Source organism: Kibdelosporangium persicum (assembly GCF_013280595.1).
GTDB lineage: Bacteria > Actinomycetota > Actinomycetes > Mycobacteriales > Pseudonocardiaceae > Kibdelosporangium > Kibdelosporangium persicum.
In genome coordinates, this window is the sequence record NZ_JAAATY010000011.1 from 21,720 (window position 1) to 37,469 (window position 15,750).

General features: G+C 67.2%; 17 protein-coding genes. 8 read left to right on the plus strand and 9 right to left on the minus strand.

The annotated features are described in order from the left end of the window. The first annotated feature begins 14 nt into the window (after positions 1-14). Positions 15-212, plus strand: a complete 198-nt coding sequence (locus GC106_RS20340) for an MbtH family protein (RefSeq protein ID WP_173132979.1) — start codon at positions 15-17, stop codon at positions 210-212. 124 nt (positions 213-336) lie between these two features. Here the strand turns inward: GC106_RS20340 and GC106_RS20345 are convergent, their stop codons facing one another. Next, positions 337-951 (minus strand): phosphoribosyltransferase, encoded by a 615-nt coding sequence (locus GC106_RS20345; RefSeq protein ID WP_173132981.1) that lies wholly within the window; start codon positions 949-951, stop codon positions 337-339. Between the two features lie 135 nt (positions 952-1,086). On the opposite strand from GC106_RS20345, the gene GC106_RS20350 reads away from it, so the two are divergent. After that, positions 1,087-1,953, plus strand: coding sequence for a patatin-like phospholipase family protein (locus GC106_RS20350; protein WP_173132983.1), 867 nt, complete (start codon positions 1,087-1,089; stop codon positions 1,951-1,953). Here the strand turns inward: GC106_RS20350 and GC106_RS20355 are convergent. From GC106_RS20355 to GC106_RS20365, 3 genes are read right to left on the minus strand one after another with little or no spacing between them, the layout of a single operon-like run. Then, complete coding sequence (locus GC106_RS20355) at positions 1,942-2,379, minus strand: DUF309 domain-containing protein (RefSeq protein ID WP_173132985.1); 438 nt, start codon at positions 2,377-2,379, stop codon at positions 1,942-1,944. The genes GC106_RS20350 and GC106_RS20355 overlap by 12 nt on opposite strands. Positions 2,380-2,381: 2 nt before the next feature. After that, positions 2,382-2,588: a hypothetical protein gene (locus GC106_RS20360; protein ID WP_173132987.1), complete on the minus strand. Its 207-nt coding sequence runs from the start codon at positions 2,586-2,588 to the stop codon at positions 2,382-2,384. Next, positions 2,585-2,851: a hypothetical protein gene (locus tag GC106_RS20365; protein WP_173132989.1), complete on the minus strand. Its 267-nt coding sequence runs from the start codon at positions 2,849-2,851 to the stop codon at positions 2,585-2,587. The genes GC106_RS20360 and GC106_RS20365 overlap by 4 nt, the downstream gene beginning before the upstream one ends. Positions 2,852-2,980: 129 nt before the next feature. Here GC106_RS20365 and GC106_RS20370 point away from each other — a divergent pair, with 129 nt between their 5' ends. The 3 genes from GC106_RS20370 to GC106_RS20380 all read left to right on the plus strand — a co-directional run bounded on the left by GC106_RS20370 (position 2,981) and on the right by GC106_RS20380 (position 4,579). Further along, positions 2,981-3,841, plus strand: a complete 861-nt coding sequence (locus GC106_RS20370; protein ID WP_173132991.1) for a helix-turn-helix domain-containing protein — start codon at positions 2,981-2,983, stop codon at positions 3,839-3,841. After that, positions 3,822-3,989 carry a DUF397 domain-containing protein gene (locus tag GC106_RS47075; protein WP_312872756.1) on the plus strand — a complete coding sequence of 56 codons (168 nt, stop codon included), beginning with the start codon at positions 3,822-3,824 and terminating at the stop codon, positions 3,987-3,989. Before GC106_RS20370 ends, GC106_RS47075 begins: the two co-directional genes overlap by 20 nt. A 92-nt stretch (positions 3,990-4,081) precedes the next feature. After that, a complete protein-coding gene (locus GC106_RS20380) occupies positions 4,082-4,579 on the plus strand; it encodes an OsmC family protein (RefSeq protein WP_173132996.1) in 498 nt (165 codons plus the stop codon). Positions 4,580-4,699: 120 nt separating this feature from the next. Here GC106_RS20380 and GC106_RS20385 read toward each other — a convergent pair whose 3' ends face one another. Both GC106_RS20385 and GC106_RS20390 read right to left on the minus strand, forming a co-directional pair. Beyond that, entirely contained in the window at positions 4,700-5,995 is a 1,296-nt protein-coding gene (locus GC106_RS20385) for an HNH endonuclease signature motif containing protein (protein WP_173132998.1), read from the minus strand. Positions 5,996-6,658: 663 nt separating this feature from the next. Then, positions 6,659-7,648, minus strand: a complete 990-nt coding sequence (locus tag GC106_RS20390; RefSeq protein ID WP_173133000.1) for a Gfo/Idh/MocA family protein — start codon at positions 7,646-7,648, stop codon at positions 6,659-6,661. Positions 7,649-7,719: 71 nt separating this feature from the next. Between GC106_RS20390 and GC106_RS20395 the strand changes: the two genes are divergently transcribed. Next, positions 7,720-9,732: an MDR family MFS transporter gene (locus GC106_RS20395; protein ID WP_173133002.1), complete on the plus strand. Its 2,013-nt coding sequence runs from the start codon at positions 7,720-7,722 to the stop codon at positions 9,730-9,732. 345 nt (positions 9,733-10,077) lie between these two features. Here the strand turns inward: GC106_RS20395 and GC106_RS20400 are convergent, their stop codons facing one another. Then, a complete protein-coding gene (locus tag GC106_RS20400) occupies positions 10,078-11,208 on the minus strand; it encodes an acyl-CoA dehydrogenase family protein (protein WP_173133004.1) in 1,131 nt (376 codons plus the stop codon). Position 11,209: 1 nt separating this feature from the next. Beyond that, complete coding sequence (locus GC106_RS20405; RefSeq protein WP_173133006.1) at positions 11,210-13,528, minus strand: bifunctional salicylyl-CoA 5-hydroxylase/oxidoreductase; 2,319 nt, start codon at positions 13,526-13,528, stop codon at positions 11,210-11,212. Positions 13,529-13,626: 98 nt separating this feature from the next. Between GC106_RS20405 and GC106_RS20410 the strand changes: the two genes are divergently transcribed. Both GC106_RS20410 and GC106_RS20415 read left to right on the plus strand, forming a co-directional pair. Then, a complete protein-coding gene (locus tag GC106_RS20410) occupies positions 13,627-14,382 on the plus strand; it encodes an SDR family NAD(P)-dependent oxidoreductase (protein WP_173133008.1) in 756 nt (251 codons plus the stop codon). A gap of 76 nt (positions 14,383-14,458) precedes the next feature. Next, positions 14,459-14,872 (plus strand): RidA family protein, encoded by a 414-nt coding sequence (locus GC106_RS20415; RefSeq protein ID WP_173133582.1) that lies wholly within the window; start codon positions 14,459-14,461, stop codon positions 14,870-14,872. 56 nt (positions 14,873-14,928) lie between these two features. On the opposite strand, the gene GC106_RS20420 is transcribed toward GC106_RS20415, so the two are convergent. After that, positions 14,929-15,735: a PaaX family transcriptional regulator gene (locus GC106_RS20420; protein WP_173133585.1), complete on the minus strand. Its 807-nt coding sequence runs from the start codon at positions 15,733-15,735 to the stop codon at positions 14,929-14,931. Between the last annotated feature and the right edge of the window lie 15 nt (positions 15,736-15,750).

Consider the following 15,750-nt stretch of genomic DNA (forward strand, 5'->3'; position numbering starts at 1 on the left):
AAGGAACGGACACAATGGACGACAACATCACCTACCAGGTCCTGGTGAACGACGAGGGCCAGTACTCGTTGTGGCCGGCGGACAAGGAGGTCCCCGCGGGCTGGCGCCCGGACGGGACCGTGGGCACCAAGGAGGAGTGCACGGCCCACGTCGACGAAGTGTGGACCGACATGCGGCCGCGCAGCCTGCGTGAGCACATGGCCGGTCAGTGACCTCGCGGTGTGCCTGACCGGCGCACCGCGGGAGCGTCGCCCTGGACGACACGTCCGGGACGGCTGATTGTCCGGGCCGGTCCCCAGCAGGGACCGGCCCGGCCGTGTCACCGGCAGAACAGTGTCACCGGGTGAGCAGGCGGCGCACCTCGCCGTCGGTCGTCTGGCTGAAGTCCTTGTACGCCTGGCCGACCGAGCCGAACGGCTTGGGCGTCATCACGCACACGACCTCGTCGACGATCTCGGCGAACTCGTCCACCGTGTGCTCGGGCGCAGTCGGCACAGCCACGACGACTTTGCCCGGCTTGCGCTGAGCCAATGCCTGCACGCTGGCCCGCATGGTGGCGCCGGTCGCCAGGCCGTCGTCCACCACGATCACCGTCCGGCCCTCGACTTCCAGCGGGGTGCGGCCGTACGCCTCGTTGCGCCGCCGTAGCTCCTCTCGCTCCCGCTGGATCACCCGCTCGACTTCGTGGGGTTCCACGTGCCGCACCACGTCCTGGTTCAGCACGATGTCACCGTCCGCGATCGCGCCCATCGCCAGCTCTTCGCGTCCCGGCACGCCGAGTTTGCGGACGAGCAGCAGGTCCATCGGTGCTTCGAGGCGGTCCGCCACCACGCGGGCGACCGGCACACCGCCCCTCGGCAGCGCGAGAACAACCACGTCCGAGTGACCCCGGTAGTGGTCAAGCAGGTCGGCCAGTCGCTGCCCGGCGTCCTCTCGGTCTCGGAACCGCATGTCTCCAGGTACCCCGTGGGTGGCGATCAGGAAACGGCTTAACCTTGCACGAGCGGACCAGCTCTTGAACCTTAGGCCTCTAAGCTTGGCGGTACCTGCCGTGCCGGAGTCGCGACCGTAGCCCAGGATGTCGTCGTGGATGAGATCGAACTGCCGGGGCCGGTGGCGTTCGTGCTGGGTGGAGGCGGCAGCCTCGGTGCGGGACAGGTCGGAATGCTCCGAGCGCTCCAGGAGCGCTCGATCAGGCCCGACCTGGTCGTCGGCACCTCGGTCGGATCAGTGAACGGAGCATTGCTCGCACTTGACCCGGAAAACGCACCGAGCAGGCTCGAAGCAATCTGGCATCGGATGACGCGCGCCAGGGTGTTCCCCGGCGGGCCGCTGGCCCAGCTGCGGAGGCTGCGGCAGTACCGCAACCACCTGTTCCCCAACACCGGGCTGGCCGAGATCCTCCGGACCGAACTCGCGGGCGTCGACAACTTCGCGAACCTGACGCTGCCGTTCGGCGCCGTGGCGGTGGACGCGATCACCGGCAAGGCGGTGCTGCTCGCCGAAGGCGAGCTGACGCCCGCGATCCTGGCGAGCAGTGCGATTCCCGGCATCTACCCGCCGGTCCACCACCACGGACACGTCCTGTACGACGGCGGCGTGCTCGCCAACGTGCCGATCAGGCAAGCGCTTGGCCTGGGAGCGCGGTCGGTGGTCATCCTGGACTGCGCGTTCCCCGGCCACCTGCCCCGCGTACCCGAGACACTCGCGGACGCGGTGTTGTTCTGGGCCACGCTCGGAATGCGCAACCAGGCGGAACTGGAATCGGAACGCGCCGCGACGGAGGTGCCCGTCATCTACCTGCCCGGCGCACCGGTCCAAGCCGTCACTCCGTTGGATTTCGGGCACACCGCGGAACTGATATCGAACGCGTACGCGGGCTCCCGAGAATTCCTGGCCGGTATCACCATCACCGGCCCCGGGCTTTACGGCCCGGGAGAACTAAGTAGTTGACGTCAGCTTAGGCACTCCCATCGGGGCCCGAGCCCAACGCAGCAATCCGGTGACATCAATGCCATACGGCGGATCAACCTCGTAGGGCCAAATATTGTCGACGCCGCGTTGAATCAGCGCTGCGGCGCCCGCCTCATTGCCCCTCGCGGCATGAGTCATACCGACCGCGATCTGCGCCAACCCGCGCCACAACGCACGCTCCGGCTCGTCCGCCGACTTCCACGCGTCCTCGAACACCTCGTGCGCGTGAAACGGCTTGCCCTCGTCCAGCAGTTTCTGCGCCTCGGACAAGGTCTCCGCGGGCGTGCGCCGGATGCCCTCCGGCTGGCGCTCCACACCCTCGGCGCCGTAGGGCAGCGGCCTGCCCAACCCGTCCCGGGGCCGCGCGTTGCGTGCCCGTCCCTCCGGATCCCGGTCTCGCTCCATGCCTAGATCTTGCCATCGGACGCCGCCCTGATCGCCTGGAGCGCTTCGGTCGCCTTGGTCACGAGGGTGACGAGTCCTTTCTCGGTTGCGGTCACCGAAAGGCCGTCGAGCCTGCCGCCGAACTGGAGTTCGGCCATCCCGTCGACGATGCTGAAGGTGATGTCGCAGGATTCCAGTTTGATCCAGGTATCGATCTGGATTCCGTTCATGGTGAAGACCTTTCCTGATCGGTGGGAAGCAGGACGTCGCTGACCGCGACACGCAGACGGCAATAGGTTCCGCACAGCACGCATGTTCCGGACCTGTCGAGGTGGTGACTGCGCAGCCCGGCGATCACCCCGGCGGCGAGCCGGTCGATCTCCGTCCGGGCGAGCCGGAGCGCGGTATCGTCGTCGGCACTCTGAATACCGGTGACGAGCATCGCCAGATGTCGTCGGACCTGGAAGTCGAGAACGTTGGCCGGGCGGGTCATGTGGGCAATCATGGCGTATGGAGAAATGTTCGCAACGAGCCCGATGGGGTGACGTTCTCCAGACGATTTGTGACGCCGGGTCGCGCTGATGAGCGGCCTTTTTTCACACCTTGCAAAGGGAGCGAGCCAATGCAGCGGCAGAACGTCAACTCACGGGGCATCGGCATGGAGCTGGCACGGCACCGGCGCGTGGCGGACATGACACTGGAGCAGGTCAGCAGGCAGCTGGGAATGTCGGTCAGCACGCTGAGCCGCCTGGAGAACGGCAAGCGGGAGCCGACGAGCGAGGAAGTGGCCGGAATCCTGGCGGTTCTCGGAGTGACCGGTGGTGATCGCCAGCATCTCCTCCAGCAGGTGCGCTGCATCTCGCACTTCGGCATGGTCCTGGGCAAAGCGGGCCCGCGAACCCGCACTTACCAGGCCTTCGAAGCCGAAGCCGTGGCCATCACGAACTTCGAACTCAGTCTGGTGCCGGGGCTTGCACAGACCGCAGATTACGCACGCGCCGTGATATCGGCTGTTCGAGTGAATGCGAGCCGGGCGGATGTCGAGGCGAGGGTGTCGCAACGCATGTCGCGTAAAGCCGTTCTCACCCGAAAGAGACCACCGCAGGTGAACTTGCTGATGACCGAACTAGCGCTCAGACAGCCCATCGGTGGCCCGAAGGTCATGGCGAACCAAATCCGGAGCCTGGTCGCGCTGGCTGATCAAGAGAATGTGTCGCTCCACGTCATTCCGGCGACCGTGCCCGCGCACGCGGGCCTCGGTGGTTCCTTTGTGCTGTTCGACTTCGCCGACCACCCGACTCTGGTGTTCATCGAGGCGTTGACCACCGGCCTCTACCGGGACGATCCGGATGATGTCGCGACCTACCGGCTGCAGGTCGAGAATCTTGACGCGGTGGCTCTGGACAAGTCTGGTTCAGTGGAGTTGATGCGGTCAATCTCGCGTGACATGGAGGGACGGGCCAGTGGACCGGACATGGCGTAAGAGCAGCTTCAGTGCCGGAGAGCACAACTGCCTGGAATCGGCGTGGCGGGATGGCGAGGTCGCGGTCCGGGACTCCAAGAATCCCGGTGCCGGGCACATCACCATCCCTGTGCCAGCTTTCGCGCAGCTCGTCAAGTCCCTGCGCTGAGCGCGTCCACGCTCTAAGAAGTCGCCCGTTCGCCGGACATGCCGGTCATCCTGATGGCGCCAACGACTGCGAGCCATGGAGGAATCCCGACCATGTCACTGACCGACGTCATCGACGGTACGCGCGAGGCTGTCACCGCCGATCCGAAGAACGCCGCCGTCCAGTTCAGCGTTCGCCACGACCTCGTCGGCGGCACGGCCACCGTGGTGGACGTCAAGGTCCGCGACCACCAGTTCACTGTGGACGAGCCGGGGGCGCTCGGCGGCACCGACACGGCGGCCAACCCCGTCGAGTACGCGTTGGCGTCGCTCGGGTCCTGCCAGGTGATCACGTACCAGTTCTGGGCGGCCAAACTCGGCATCCCGCTGGACGCCGTGCACGTCACGGTGACGGGTGACTTGGACCTGCACGGTTTCTTCGGGTTCGACGACTCCGTGCGGCCGGGCTTCACCGGGGTACGGGTCGAGGTGGAGCTGTCCGGGCCCGCCGATCCGGCGAAGTACGAGGAGCTCAAGAACCAGGTCGACGAGCACTGCCCGGTGCTTGACCTGTTCCGCAACCCCACGCCGACCTCCACCAGGCTCGCGTAGCCGCGTGCCCGGCCTCCTCCCTCATCCGGCGAAGCTTGGCGCCGAGCTTGCGGCGCAGGAACGTGGGACGCGTTGGCTCAGTCACGTGTTCTCCCTGGGCGATACAGGGCGGTCATAGTGTCATTTGGCACCAACAAACTTGGAATTCCCACTGTGTAAGTGATTCCGCCGTGGTGTGCGTACCGGGTCGACGTAGTCCGGCGGGGTGAACCAGGCGATGCCTCCGTCGAGCTTGACTTCCCATTCGCTGCGGTGAATCAGCCGATGGTGCTGTCCACAGAGGAGTACGAGGTTGCCTAGTGCGGTTGGTCCGCCGCGTAGCCAGGACGTGATGTGGTGGCTGTGGCAGACGCTGGCGGGCCGGTCGCAGCCTGGGAAGGCGCATCCACGGTCCCTGAGTACCAGTCCGCGCCGGATGTGTGCGGGCACGACGTAGGCGGGGACTGCGACGTCGAGCGGTTTGGAATCTCCGCCCATGACCGCGGGAAGCACGTGTGCGTCGCAGGCGATCCGCCGCGCCTCACTCGCGGTCAACCGAGAGCCCGGCAAGACCCGCTCGTCCACCGATTTCGCCAGCTCGTCCATCGAGATGGTGAACGCCACCTCGGTCTTGTACCCGTTGTGCGTCGGCAGGTCCGGGCAGTTCGCGGCCTTCTGCAGCACGTCGGCGAAGGCGTCGCCGCCGCGTTCGGCGTACCCGCGCGTGTCGTCCGCTTCGCGCTTTTCAAACGGCGCAAGCAGTGCGTCGAACAGGGCGGCGGTCTCAGCATCCAACCGTCCCTTGAACTCCATCCGCCCGTCGCGAAAGATATGCCGCCGCAGTTCTCGCTCCGGCCGCTGCGGTTCGTCGTCATCCGGCGCCGCGCCATCCGGATCGACGATGTCACGTACCCACCGCTCCCCATACCGGGCCAAAGCATTCGGGTCGTCTTCGGCAGCACGCTCGACCATCAACTCTTCAGCCACGGCAACCTTTTCGGGCTCCACATGGTCGAGGCTGCCCACAAACTTCCGGATGACCTCCACCTGCCCGACGGTGATCTCACCGGCGGCGAGCTTCTTCGCGGTCAACGGAAGAGAAGCCTCGATCACCGCGCCGGTCGGAGTCTTCACGTCATGCAGGGCGGTGGCTTGGGCGATGCGCTGGTTGGCCTCGCTCCGTGAGATGTTCTGGGTGTGGACGAGGAGTGCGGCGGTGTTGCTGTAGCCCAACTCGTACGCGGTTCCCCGGCCATCCACTTCGGACAGGATCGCGAAGTACTCGGCATAGTCGCGGAGTATCCGCTTGTGCACGTCGGTCAACCGGGCGACAAGGTCCCGGTTGCCGAGCTGCCAGAGCGGTGTGGAAGCGATCTGCCCCATACGTCCAGGATACGCCGGTAAAACATGAAAGTCTTCGAACACCAGTACGATCACACGATAGGGGGACAAAACCCAAGTTTCCTTGACAGAACCCCAAAAGCGGCGGTGATCCGCCCACGAAACCCAGCCCTCAGCGTCAGCCAAACGGATCACCGCCGTCCCACAAGCGCGACAGCGCAAGGAAACCCTTCGTGCTCCCTTCCTCCCGTCTGGCCTGGACGCAGTCCAACCATGGGTGTCAAGGGGTCGGCCCACGCGAAAAGACCAGGCTGGAAGTCGAACCGATCCCCTTGACGCCCATGGTTGCCTCTGGCAGGCCGGACGGGAGGAAGGGAGTGCGGCCCCCTCTCCTCTTGGTGGCCTGCAGGTCCGGCGAGGACAAAGAAAGCCCAACGCAACGGCGACCACAACACGCCGAACGCTGGAAAGCGAGGTGCCGCAACGGCGACCACAACGTGCCGGAAAGGTGGATACGGGGTGTCGGAAAGGCGACCACAACGTGCCGGAAAGGTGGATACGGGGTGTCGGAAAGGCGACCACAACGTGCCGGAAAGGTGGATACGGGGTGCCGGAAAGGCGACCACAACGTGCCGGAAAGGTGGACACGGGGTGCCGGAAAGGTGGACACGGGGTGCCGCACCGAAGTTGGCGCGGACTCACCACGAGGCGGCCTTGTTGGCGGCATGAACCCCTGTCCGGAGCAATTCGGCATTCGGGTCAGAGCGACTCCAGGGCCGCTTCGATGATCTCCAGGGCGGCGATGGCCGACTCCGGCGCCACCGGGACAGGGGAGCCGTCGCGCAAAGTGGACACCATCGCGGCGTAGAAGTATTGGTAAGACCCGGTTTTCGTCGGCACGGGCGTGGTCTCGCCTGCCACGCCCAGCAAGCCCCACGCCTCCTCGGGTTCTTCGCCCCACTCGGGTGAACCGGGGCCCTGGCCTGCCTTCAACGCGGCTTCCTGCACGTCCAGGCCGTACTTCGTGTACGCCGACTCGGCGCCCAGGACGCGGAACCGAGGGGCGGGCTGGGCGGCGAGCGTGCTGGACGCCAGGTGGGAGTGCACGCCGGACTCGTGCGTCAACGCCAGGAAGAAGTCGTCGTCCACCCGCACGCCCGGACGTTGCCTGGTGACCTCCGCGTACATCGACCTGACCGGGCCGAACAGTTGCAGCGCCTGGTCGATCAGGTGCGCGCCCAGGTCGAACAGCACGCCACCGGCTTCCTCCCGGCCGGGCCGTTCCCGCCAGCCCTGCTTGGGCGTCGGGCGCCAGCGGTCGAAGTGCGACTCGAACCGGTGCACCTTGCCGAGCCTGCCGGACCGGACCAGGTCCTTCACGGTCAGGAAGTCGCCGTCCCACCGGCGGTTCTGGAACACCGTCAGCGGCAGGTCCTTGGCGGAGGCGAGCTCGGTCAAGGCGCGGGCCTCGGCGACCGTGGGCGCGAAGGGCTTGTCGACCACCACGGGCAGGCCGGCGTGCAGGGCCTCGGTGGCCAGCGGCACGTGGGTGCGGTTCGGCGACGCGATCACGATCAGGTCGTGGTCCTCCCAGAGCTGGTCGGGCCGGTCCAGCCGACGGACACCGTCCGGCACCTCCCGGGACGTGACCACGGACTGCAAGGTCAGGCCCGGGGTGGCGGTGATCAGTGGCGCGTGGAACACCGCGCCCGCCGTGCCGTAGCCGATCAATCCCACGCGCAGACTCATGCCGTCAACCTACCGAGTCGCGGCCGGTCGGGAACGGACCTACCCTCCGACTGTCCACACAGGAGGCCGTGATGGCAGAGGCGGAGGCTGTGACCGTCGGCCGCGGGGCGCGCAACGCGATCGTCGCGGCGATCATGCTGGGGATGCTCCTGGCGTCCCTCGACCAGACGATCGTGGCGACGGCGCTGCCGACGATCGTCAGCGACCTCGGCGGCGGCAACCATCTGTCCTGGGTGGTCACGGCGTACCTGCTGGCCGAGACGATCATGACGGCGCTGGTCGGCAAGTTCGGCGACCTCTACGGCCGCAAGCGGATGTTCCTGGCCAGCGTGGTGCTGTTCATGATCGGCTCGTTCTTCGCGGGCTGGGCCGATTCGATGACGTGGCTGATCGCGTCCCGTGCCGTGCAGGGTCTCGGCGCCGGCGGGCTGCTCGTCACGGCGACCGCGGTGATCGCCGACGTCGTGCCGTTGAGCGAGCGCGGCAAGTACCAGGGCGCGCTGGCCTCGGTGTTCGGCGTGTCCACGGTGGTCGGCCCGCTGCTCGGTGGGCTGTTCGTCGACCACCTGAGCTGGCGGTGGGCCTTCTCCATCAACCTGCCGCTGGGCGTGCTGGTGTTGATCGTCGCCGTCGTGTCGATGCCGACGGTGCAGGCCGCGCTCCGGCCGAAAGTCGACTACCTGGGAATCCTGTTGATCGGGCTGGCGGCGTCCGGGCTGACGCTGGTGACCAGCTGGGGCGGCACCGAGTACCCTTGGGACTCGCCGACCATCATCTGGATGGCCGTGGGGTCTGTCGTCGCCCTGGTGCTGTTCGTGGTGGTCGAGCGGCGTGCCGCGGAACCGATGCTGCCGATGCGGCTGTTCCGCAACCCGGTCTTCACGGTGTCGAGCGTCCTCAGCTTCATCGTCGGCTTCGCGATGCTCGGGGGCGTCACGTACCTGCCGACCTATCTGCAGTACGTCAAGGGCGAGTCGGCGACCGGTTCGGGTCTGCGCATGCTGCCCCTGGTCTGCGGGCTGCTGGTGGCCGCCATGATCACCGGCCAGGTGATCAGCAAGACCGGGCGGTACAAGTGGTTTCCGGTCGTCGGCTCGCTGTTGATCTCCGGTGGCCTGGTGCTGTTGTCGTTGATGGAGGCCGGTACGGGTTACTGGGCCATTTCCGGGTACATGCTCGTGCTCGGCCTGGGTGTCGGCCTCGTGATGCCCGTGCCGACGGTCGTCGTGCAGAGCACCAGTGACTATTCGGATCTCGGTGTCGCGACCTCGGGCGTGAGCTTCCTGCGGACGTTGGGCAGCTCCTTCGGTGTGGCGATCTTCGGCACGATCTACGCCAACCAGTTGCCCAAGCACTTGGTTTCCGCCACGCCGCCCGGCCTCGATCCGAGGGTGGTGGTGAACGTCAACGGCGTGCACGCGCTGCCGCCCGCGGTGAGGGCGCCCATCGTTCAGGCCTACGTGGACACTTTGCAGACGATGTTCCTCTACGCCGCGCCGGTCGGGTTGCTGGCGTTCGTCGTGGCCTTGTTCCTCAAGGAAGTCCCGCTGCGGGACACCGCGCGGGTCGTGGTTTGCGGCAACAGCGGCGTCGGCGAGAGCTTCGCGCCGCCCGCGTCCAGTGAATCCCAGGTGGAGCTGGAGAAGCTGATCGCCGTGGTGGTCGGCAAACAGCAGCCCGACCCCCGGCCGGAGATCCTCGCCGCCTCCGGCGTGCCGCTGAACTACGCACAGGCTTGGATGCTCGTACGGATCTTCAAACACAGTGTCGACGACGGCGACGCGACCTTGCAGGAGATCGCCGACCACACCAAGGTGCCCGCCGGGATCTTCCACCCTGTCGCCCGCCAACTGGCCGAGATCGGGTATGTCTCGGAGGCCGAGGGATATTACCGCTTCACACCCGCGGGCACCGAGGCCTTCGCGCAGCTGATCGGCGCCGCCCGCATCTGGCTGCTCACCCGCCTGGCCGACTGGCACGAGCAGGACGACACCGAGTTCGCCGACGCGGTGGACCACATGGCGGAGAAGCTGATCGCCAGCAGCCGCGACCTGGCGACCGGCAAACACGCCGCCCGCGTCTAGGCCGTGTTTCAAATGCCCGATCGCGATAGCCGGGCCGGATGCGGCCCCTGACGCCACCGCGAGACCGCCCAAAGACAACCAGTATTCGCGGCGATCCCGCGGCGACGCCAGGAACCGCCCCACCGAGCCGATTCCGGCCTCCGGCCGGGGCAGACTCTCATCGACCGGGACATTCGAAACACGACCTAGATGCCCGGGTGGGACGGCGGGCCCACCCGGACGGCTCCACGAGAGCATCCCCGAACGGCGTCAGCGCGCTCGGCGGGTGTTCACCGGAAGAAAGTTTAGGCGCTGTACTAATAGCGGGTCAAGGAGTACCGGAACCACGGTCGGTACGCCGCCTGATCACGCCTGGCGGTACAGCTCCCGGGCGATGATCGTGCGTTGGATCTCCGAGGCGCCTTCATAGATCCGAGGCGCCCTGACCTCCCGGTACAGGTGCTCCAGCAGGTGCCCGCGTCGCAGGGCGCGGGCACCGTGGATCTGGACCGCCGCGTCCACCACGAACTGCGCCGTCTCGGTGGCGAAAAGCTTGGCCATCGCCGAACGGCCCGCGATGTGCGCCTCGCCCGAGTCGTAGGCCTGAGCGGCCGAATACACCAGCAACCGGGCGGCTTCGGTGCGGGTGGCCATCTCGGCGAGCGTGTGCGAAACCGTCTGCTGGTCCTTCAACGGGCCGCCGAACGCGATCCGGCTTCCGGCATGGGAAACCGCCGCGTCCAACGCGGCCTGCGCCATGCCCACGGCGAACGCGCCGACGCTGGGCCGGAACAGGTCAAGCGTGCGCATCGCGACCCGGAAGCCCTTGTTCTCCTCGCCGAGAAGCTCGTCCCTGTGCACTGGCACGCCGTCGAACACCAGGCGGCCGATCGGATGAGAGCTGACCATGTCGAGGTGCTCGCCGGACAGTCCGGATCGATCACCCGGGACGACAAAAGCGCTCACCCCGCGTGCCCCGGCGTCCGAAGTCCGGGCGAAGACCGTGTAGAAGTCCGCTTCCGGGGCGTTGGAGATCCAGATCTTCTCGCCGGACAGCCGCCAGCCTTCGCCGTCCCGGGCCGCGGTCAGTCGCAGTGCGGCGGCGTCGGAACCGGCCTCGGGCTCGGTGAGGGCGAACGCCGCGACAGCGTCCCCGGCGGCCACGGCAGGCACCCACCGTGCGACCTGACTGTCCAGTCCGGACTGGATGATCGGGTACGTCCCCAGTCCCTGCAACGCCAACGCCGTCTCGGCTTCGGTGCACTGCGTGGCAAGGGCTTCACGCAACAAGCACAGGTCCAGAGCCGCGGCGTCCCGGGAAGGCCTGCCGGACTCCACGCCGGGGAACAGGCGCGCGAGCAGGCCCAGTTCTCCCATGGCCTTGATCAGTTCCCGGTTCACCGCGCCGGGTTTGCCCGCCTCGGCCAGCGGGACGAGCCGGTCGGCGGCCACGGCCCGTACCTCGTCCGCGAAGTCACGCTGCTCGGCGGTCAGCATGTCATCCCCTCCAGCGTGCGTGCGCGGTCTTCGGCTCGCCGGAACGGATCAGCTCCAGCCGGGGCTTCGGCCCGTCGGTCCGGCCGGCGCGTGGCTTACGGCTGCCCGCGGCGAACGGCTTGGGCCACGAGATCCCGGTGTACTCCTGGTCCGCGGCCGCGTGCAGTGTCCAGTGTGGATCGTAGAGGTGTGTCCGGCCCAGGGCGCACAGGTCGGCACGACCGGCCAGGATGATCGAGTTCACGTCGTCATAGGACGAGATCGCGCCGACCGCGATCACCGCGACACCGTACTTGCGGCCGATCTCGTTGCGGATTCGATCGGCGTACGGAGTCTGATAACTACGACCGTAGGCGGGTTTCTCCGTGCTCACGACCTGTCCGGTGGACACGTCGACGCCGTCCACACCGTGCTCCGCGAACGCCCGCGCGATCTCCACCGAATCGTCCGCGTCGATCCCGCCTTCGCACCAGTCCGTCGCGGAGATGCGCACGGTCATCGCACCGGTCCATGCTTCGCGGATCGCGTCGAAGACCTCGAGCGGATAGCGCAGGCGATTCTCAAGCGATCCGCCGTACGCGTCGGTGCGCTTGTTGGTCAGCGGCGAGAGGAACGACGACAGCAGGTAACCGTGCGCGCAGTGCAGTTCGAGCAGGTCGAAGCCCGCGCGTGCGGCCGACTGCGCCGAAGCCACGAACTGGGCCTTGATCCCGGCCATCTCCTCGATGGTCAGTTCCCGGGGTGTCTGGCTGGCCGGGGAGTACGGAATGGCGGACGGCCCGCAGACCTCCCAGTTGCCGTCCGGCAGCGGCTGGTCGATGCCTTCCCACATCAGCTTGGTCGACCCCTTGCGCCCGGAATGCCCGAGCTGAATTCCGATCTTCGCGTCCGACTGCGTGTGCACGAAGTCCACGACCCGCTTCCACGACGCCTCGTGCTCCGGCTTGTACATGCCCGTGCACCCGGGCGTGATCCGGCCGCTTGCGGAGACGCACACCATCTCGGTCATCACCAGGCCCGCGCCGCCAAGCGCTTTGCTGCCGAGGTGGACCAGGTGGAAATCGCCGGGCACGCCGTCGACCGCGCTGTACATGTCCATCGGCGACACGATGATCCGGTTCTTCAGCTCGACGTCGCCGATCTTGAACGGCTGGAACATCGGCGGCCGGACGTCGCCGAAGTCCCGCGCGAACCAGGCGTCCAGGTCCGCGACGAACTCCGGGTCACGCAGGCGGAGGTTGTCGTAGGTGACGCGGCGGCTGCGCGTGACGATGTTGAACGCGAACTGGTGCGGGTCCTGGCCGGTGTACTGCCCGATGTTCTCGAACCACTCCAGGCTCGCTTGCGCCGCACGCTGGGTCGACGTGACGACCGCGCGGCGTTCGTCCTCATAGGCCGCCAATGCTGAGTCCACATCGGACCTCTCGTGCAGGCACGCGGCCAGCGCCAGCGCGTCCTCCATCGCGAGCTTGGTGCCCGAGCCGATCGAGAAGTGCGCGGTGTGCGCCGCGTCACCGAGCAGGACGACGTTGCCGTGCCGCCACGTGGCACATCGGACAGTGGCGAAGTTCGTCCACTTCGAATTGTTCCCGACGATCGTGTGGCCGTCGAGGACGTCGGCGCACAGCGAACGGATCTTCTCGATGGACGCCTCGTCGTTCTGCCCGGGCCGCAACCCCTGCGGCGCGGTGAAACCCGCCCGCTCCCACACGTCGTCGTGCATCTCGAGGATGAACGTGCTGGCGTCACGGCTGTACGGGTAGCCGTGGATCTGCATGGTCCCGGCCGGGGTGTCGAGGATGTGGAACTTGAACGCGTCGAAGACCAGGTCGGTGCCGAGCCAGATGTACTTGCAGCGCCGGGTCTCCACGGTCGGGTTGAACGTGTCCGCGTACCGGGCGCGGGTCGTGGAGTTGGCCCCGTCCGCGGCGACGACGAGGTCGTAGCCGGTCAGATCCGGCGCCTCGGTCTGGAAGTGGATGCGCACGCCCAGGTCAAGGCAGCGCTGTTGCAGGATGTTGAGCAGACGGCGCCTGCTCATCGCGGCGAAGCCGTGCCCGCCCGAGGTGAACGTGGTTCCCCGGTAGTGCACGTCGATGTCGTCCCACCGCGCGAACTCCTCGCTCATCGCGGTGAAGACCGCCGTGTCGGCGTGCTCGATGCCGCCGAGTGTCTCGTCGGAGAACACCACTCCGAAGCCGAACGTGTCGTCCGGGGCGTTGCGTTCCCAGACGGTGATCTCGTGACCAGGGTCGAGGGCCTTGGTCAGCGCGGCGAAGTAGAGCCCGCCGGGGCCGCCGCCGGCAACCGCGATGCGCACGTCGCCCACCCACTTCTGTCGCGATCCTTACGACCGTCAAGGTTACAACATATTGCGTCCTGTTGACGACCGTTACGAACAACTGGCACGCTGGCCGGGTGACACCAAGAAACTGCCTGGTCACGGGCGCCAGCCGGGGGATCGGCAGTGTGATCGCGGGCAGGCTGTCGGCGGCTGGTCACCGGGTCGCGCTCACCGCCCGTGGTGCCGACCAGCTCGCCGAGGTGGCGGCGAAGCTGTCCGGGCCGTCGTTGTGCCTTCCCGCTGACGTGACCGATCCGGCCGCGGTCGACAACGTGTTCTCGACGGTAGAAGACGCCTGGGGTCCGGTGGAAGTGCTGGTCCTCAACGCGGGCGCGGCGGTGGCCAAGCCGATGGCCAAGCTGACCGACGACGAGTGGTACGGCCAGCTGGAGCTCAACCTCACAGCACCCTTCAGAGCAATGCGTCGAGCAATCCCGGCGATGACGCGGAGCAATTGGGGGCGCATCGTGGTGATCGCCTCGATCGCCGGCAAGATCGGCGAGCCGAACCTCAGTGCCTACACAGCGAGCAAGCACGGTGTGATCGGGCTGATGCGCGCCGCGGCGGCCGAACTGGCGAAGACCGGCGTCACGGTCAACGCGGTTTGTCCTGGTTATGTGGACACGCCGATGACCGACGGCTGGGTCGGGAAGATCGCCGCGCGGACCGGCAAGGACCGGGCGGAGATCCGGACCGCGCTCGAGCACAAGCAGCCCATCCGGCGGCTGATCACCGCCGACGAGGTGGCCGACGTGGTCGACCTGTGCGTGGCCAGTGCCGCCATCACCGGCCAGGCGATCACCGTGGACGGCGGGGCGGTGCAATCGTGACCGCCCGCGGGACAAAGCTCGGTGCAATGGGACAAGCAATCGGAGCGATAGCCGGAGCATTTGGGGTGCCATCGTGATCGAGCGGGTCAATCCGCCGGAGCTGGGCAAGCCGTCCGGCTACTCCCATGCCGTCGCCGTGGACCCGGCGAGGACCGGCCGGATCGTCTTCCTGGCGGGCCAGACCGCGCTGAACCAGCAGAACAAGATCGTCGGCGACGGTGTCGTGGAGCAGTTCGAGAACGCACTGAGCAATCTCCTGGCGGCGCTCCGAGCGGCGGGCGGCGAACCGGAAGACCTGGTCAGCGTCACCATCTACATCGTGGACATGGACGACTACAAGGCACATGCCCGCGAGATCGGCGCAGTGTGGCGCAAGCTCGTCGGCACCGAGTACCCGGCGATGGCGGGTATCGGCGTGAGCCGCTTGTGGGACGTCGAAGCGCTCGTCGAAGTGCAGGGGTTCGCGGCGGTGCCGATCGAACGCGGCTAAGAGGATCCGAGGCGCACCAACGGCAGCAGAACGTACACAGTGGACCTCGGCACGCCTCAGACACGTCCTGTCAGGTCACGAGAGGTGACGGCGTGCCTTTCGGCAGGTCCGGCCAGGCGCGCCTGCAGGGTGAAGAACAGATCGGCAGCCCGGATCCCGAGCCAGTTGTCCGGCAGCAGTTCCGCCGGCAGACCGGGGTCGAGGTACGGCAGCCTCCGCCAGTCGGTCAGCAGACGCACGTAGTTGACGAACGCCTCCCGATCGTCACCGGGTTCGCCGACCGGGCTGTGCGAGTCGACGAAGTCGGCGTAGAGCTTCTCCAGCTGGTCGAGGTCCCACCAGCGGCGGACCTTCTCGGCCAGGTCGCCGAACGCGAGGTGCCTGCTGTGGAACAGGTCGGCGTACCCGCTCAGGTCCAGTCGCCGCAACATGTCCTCGGTGGCCTCGGACAGATGCGCAGGAGCGATCCACACGCCTGGTGCGGTCGTCCCGAATCCGAGCCGGGTGAGCTGGGAGCGCAACAGGTGCCGTTTGTAGCGTTCGGCCTCCGGCACCGAGAACACCGCGAGCAGCCAGCCGTCGGCGAGTGTGGCCCGTTCCTGGCGGAAGATCCGGTGATCACCTTCCTTGAGGATCGCCAGACCCTCTTCGGACAGTTCGTACCCGGCCGCGCCGTCGTGCCGCCGCGCCTGCAACATGCCCCGGCGCTTCAACCGGGAGATCGACGACCGGACCGCGGCCTGGTCGATCCCGAGGTCCGCCATCAGGCTGATCAGCCTGGCCACCGACATCCAGCCGCCCGCGCCGCGCGCGTACAGCCCGTACACGGTCACGATCAGGTGCCGTGGCTGGGCTGTTTCCATGGCGACCGTCACGGA

Bases quoted from the DNA above. Each gene is read 5' to 3' on its own strand.
- GC106_RS20340 (WP_173132979.1), top strand. From the start codon at position 15: ATGGACGACAACATCACCTACCAGGTCCTGGTGAACGACGAGGGCCAG.
- GC106_RS20345 (WP_173132981.1), bottom strand. From the start codon at position 951: ATGCGGTTCCGAGACCGAGAGGACGCCGGGCAGCGACTGGCCGACCTG.
- GC106_RS20355 (WP_173132985.1), bottom strand. From the start codon at position 2,379: ATGGAGCGAGACCGGGATCCGGAGGGACGGGCACGCAACGCGCGGCCC.
- GC106_RS20360 (WP_173132987.1), bottom strand. From the start codon at position 2,588: ATGAACGGAATCCAGATCGATACCTGGATCAAACTGGAATCCTGCGAC.
- GC106_RS20365 (WP_173132989.1), bottom strand. From the start codon at position 2,851: ATGACCCGCCCGGCCAACGTTCTCGACTTCCAGGTCCGACGACATCTG.
- GC106_RS20370 (WP_173132991.1), top strand. From the start codon at position 2,981: ATGCAGCGGCAGAACGTCAACTCACGGGGCATCGGCATGGAGCTGGCA.
- GC106_RS20380 (WP_173132996.1), top strand. From the start codon at position 4,082: ATGTCACTGACCGACGTCATCGACGGTACGCGCGAGGCTGTCACCGCC.
- GC106_RS20390 (WP_173133000.1), bottom strand. From the start codon at position 7,648: ATGAGTCTGCGCGTGGGATTGATCGGCTACGGCACGGCGGGCGCGGTG.
- GC106_RS20395 (WP_173133002.1), top strand. From the start codon at position 7,720: ATGGCAGAGGCGGAGGCTGTGACCGTCGGCCGCGGGGCGCGCAACGCG.
- GC106_RS20400 (WP_173133004.1), bottom strand. From the start codon at position 11,208: ATGCTGACCGCCGAGCAGCGTGACTTCGCGGACGAGGTACGGGCCGTG.
- GC106_RS20420 (WP_173133585.1), bottom strand. From the start codon at position 15,735: ATGGAAACAGCCCAGCCACGGCACCTGATCGTGACCGTGTACGGGCTG.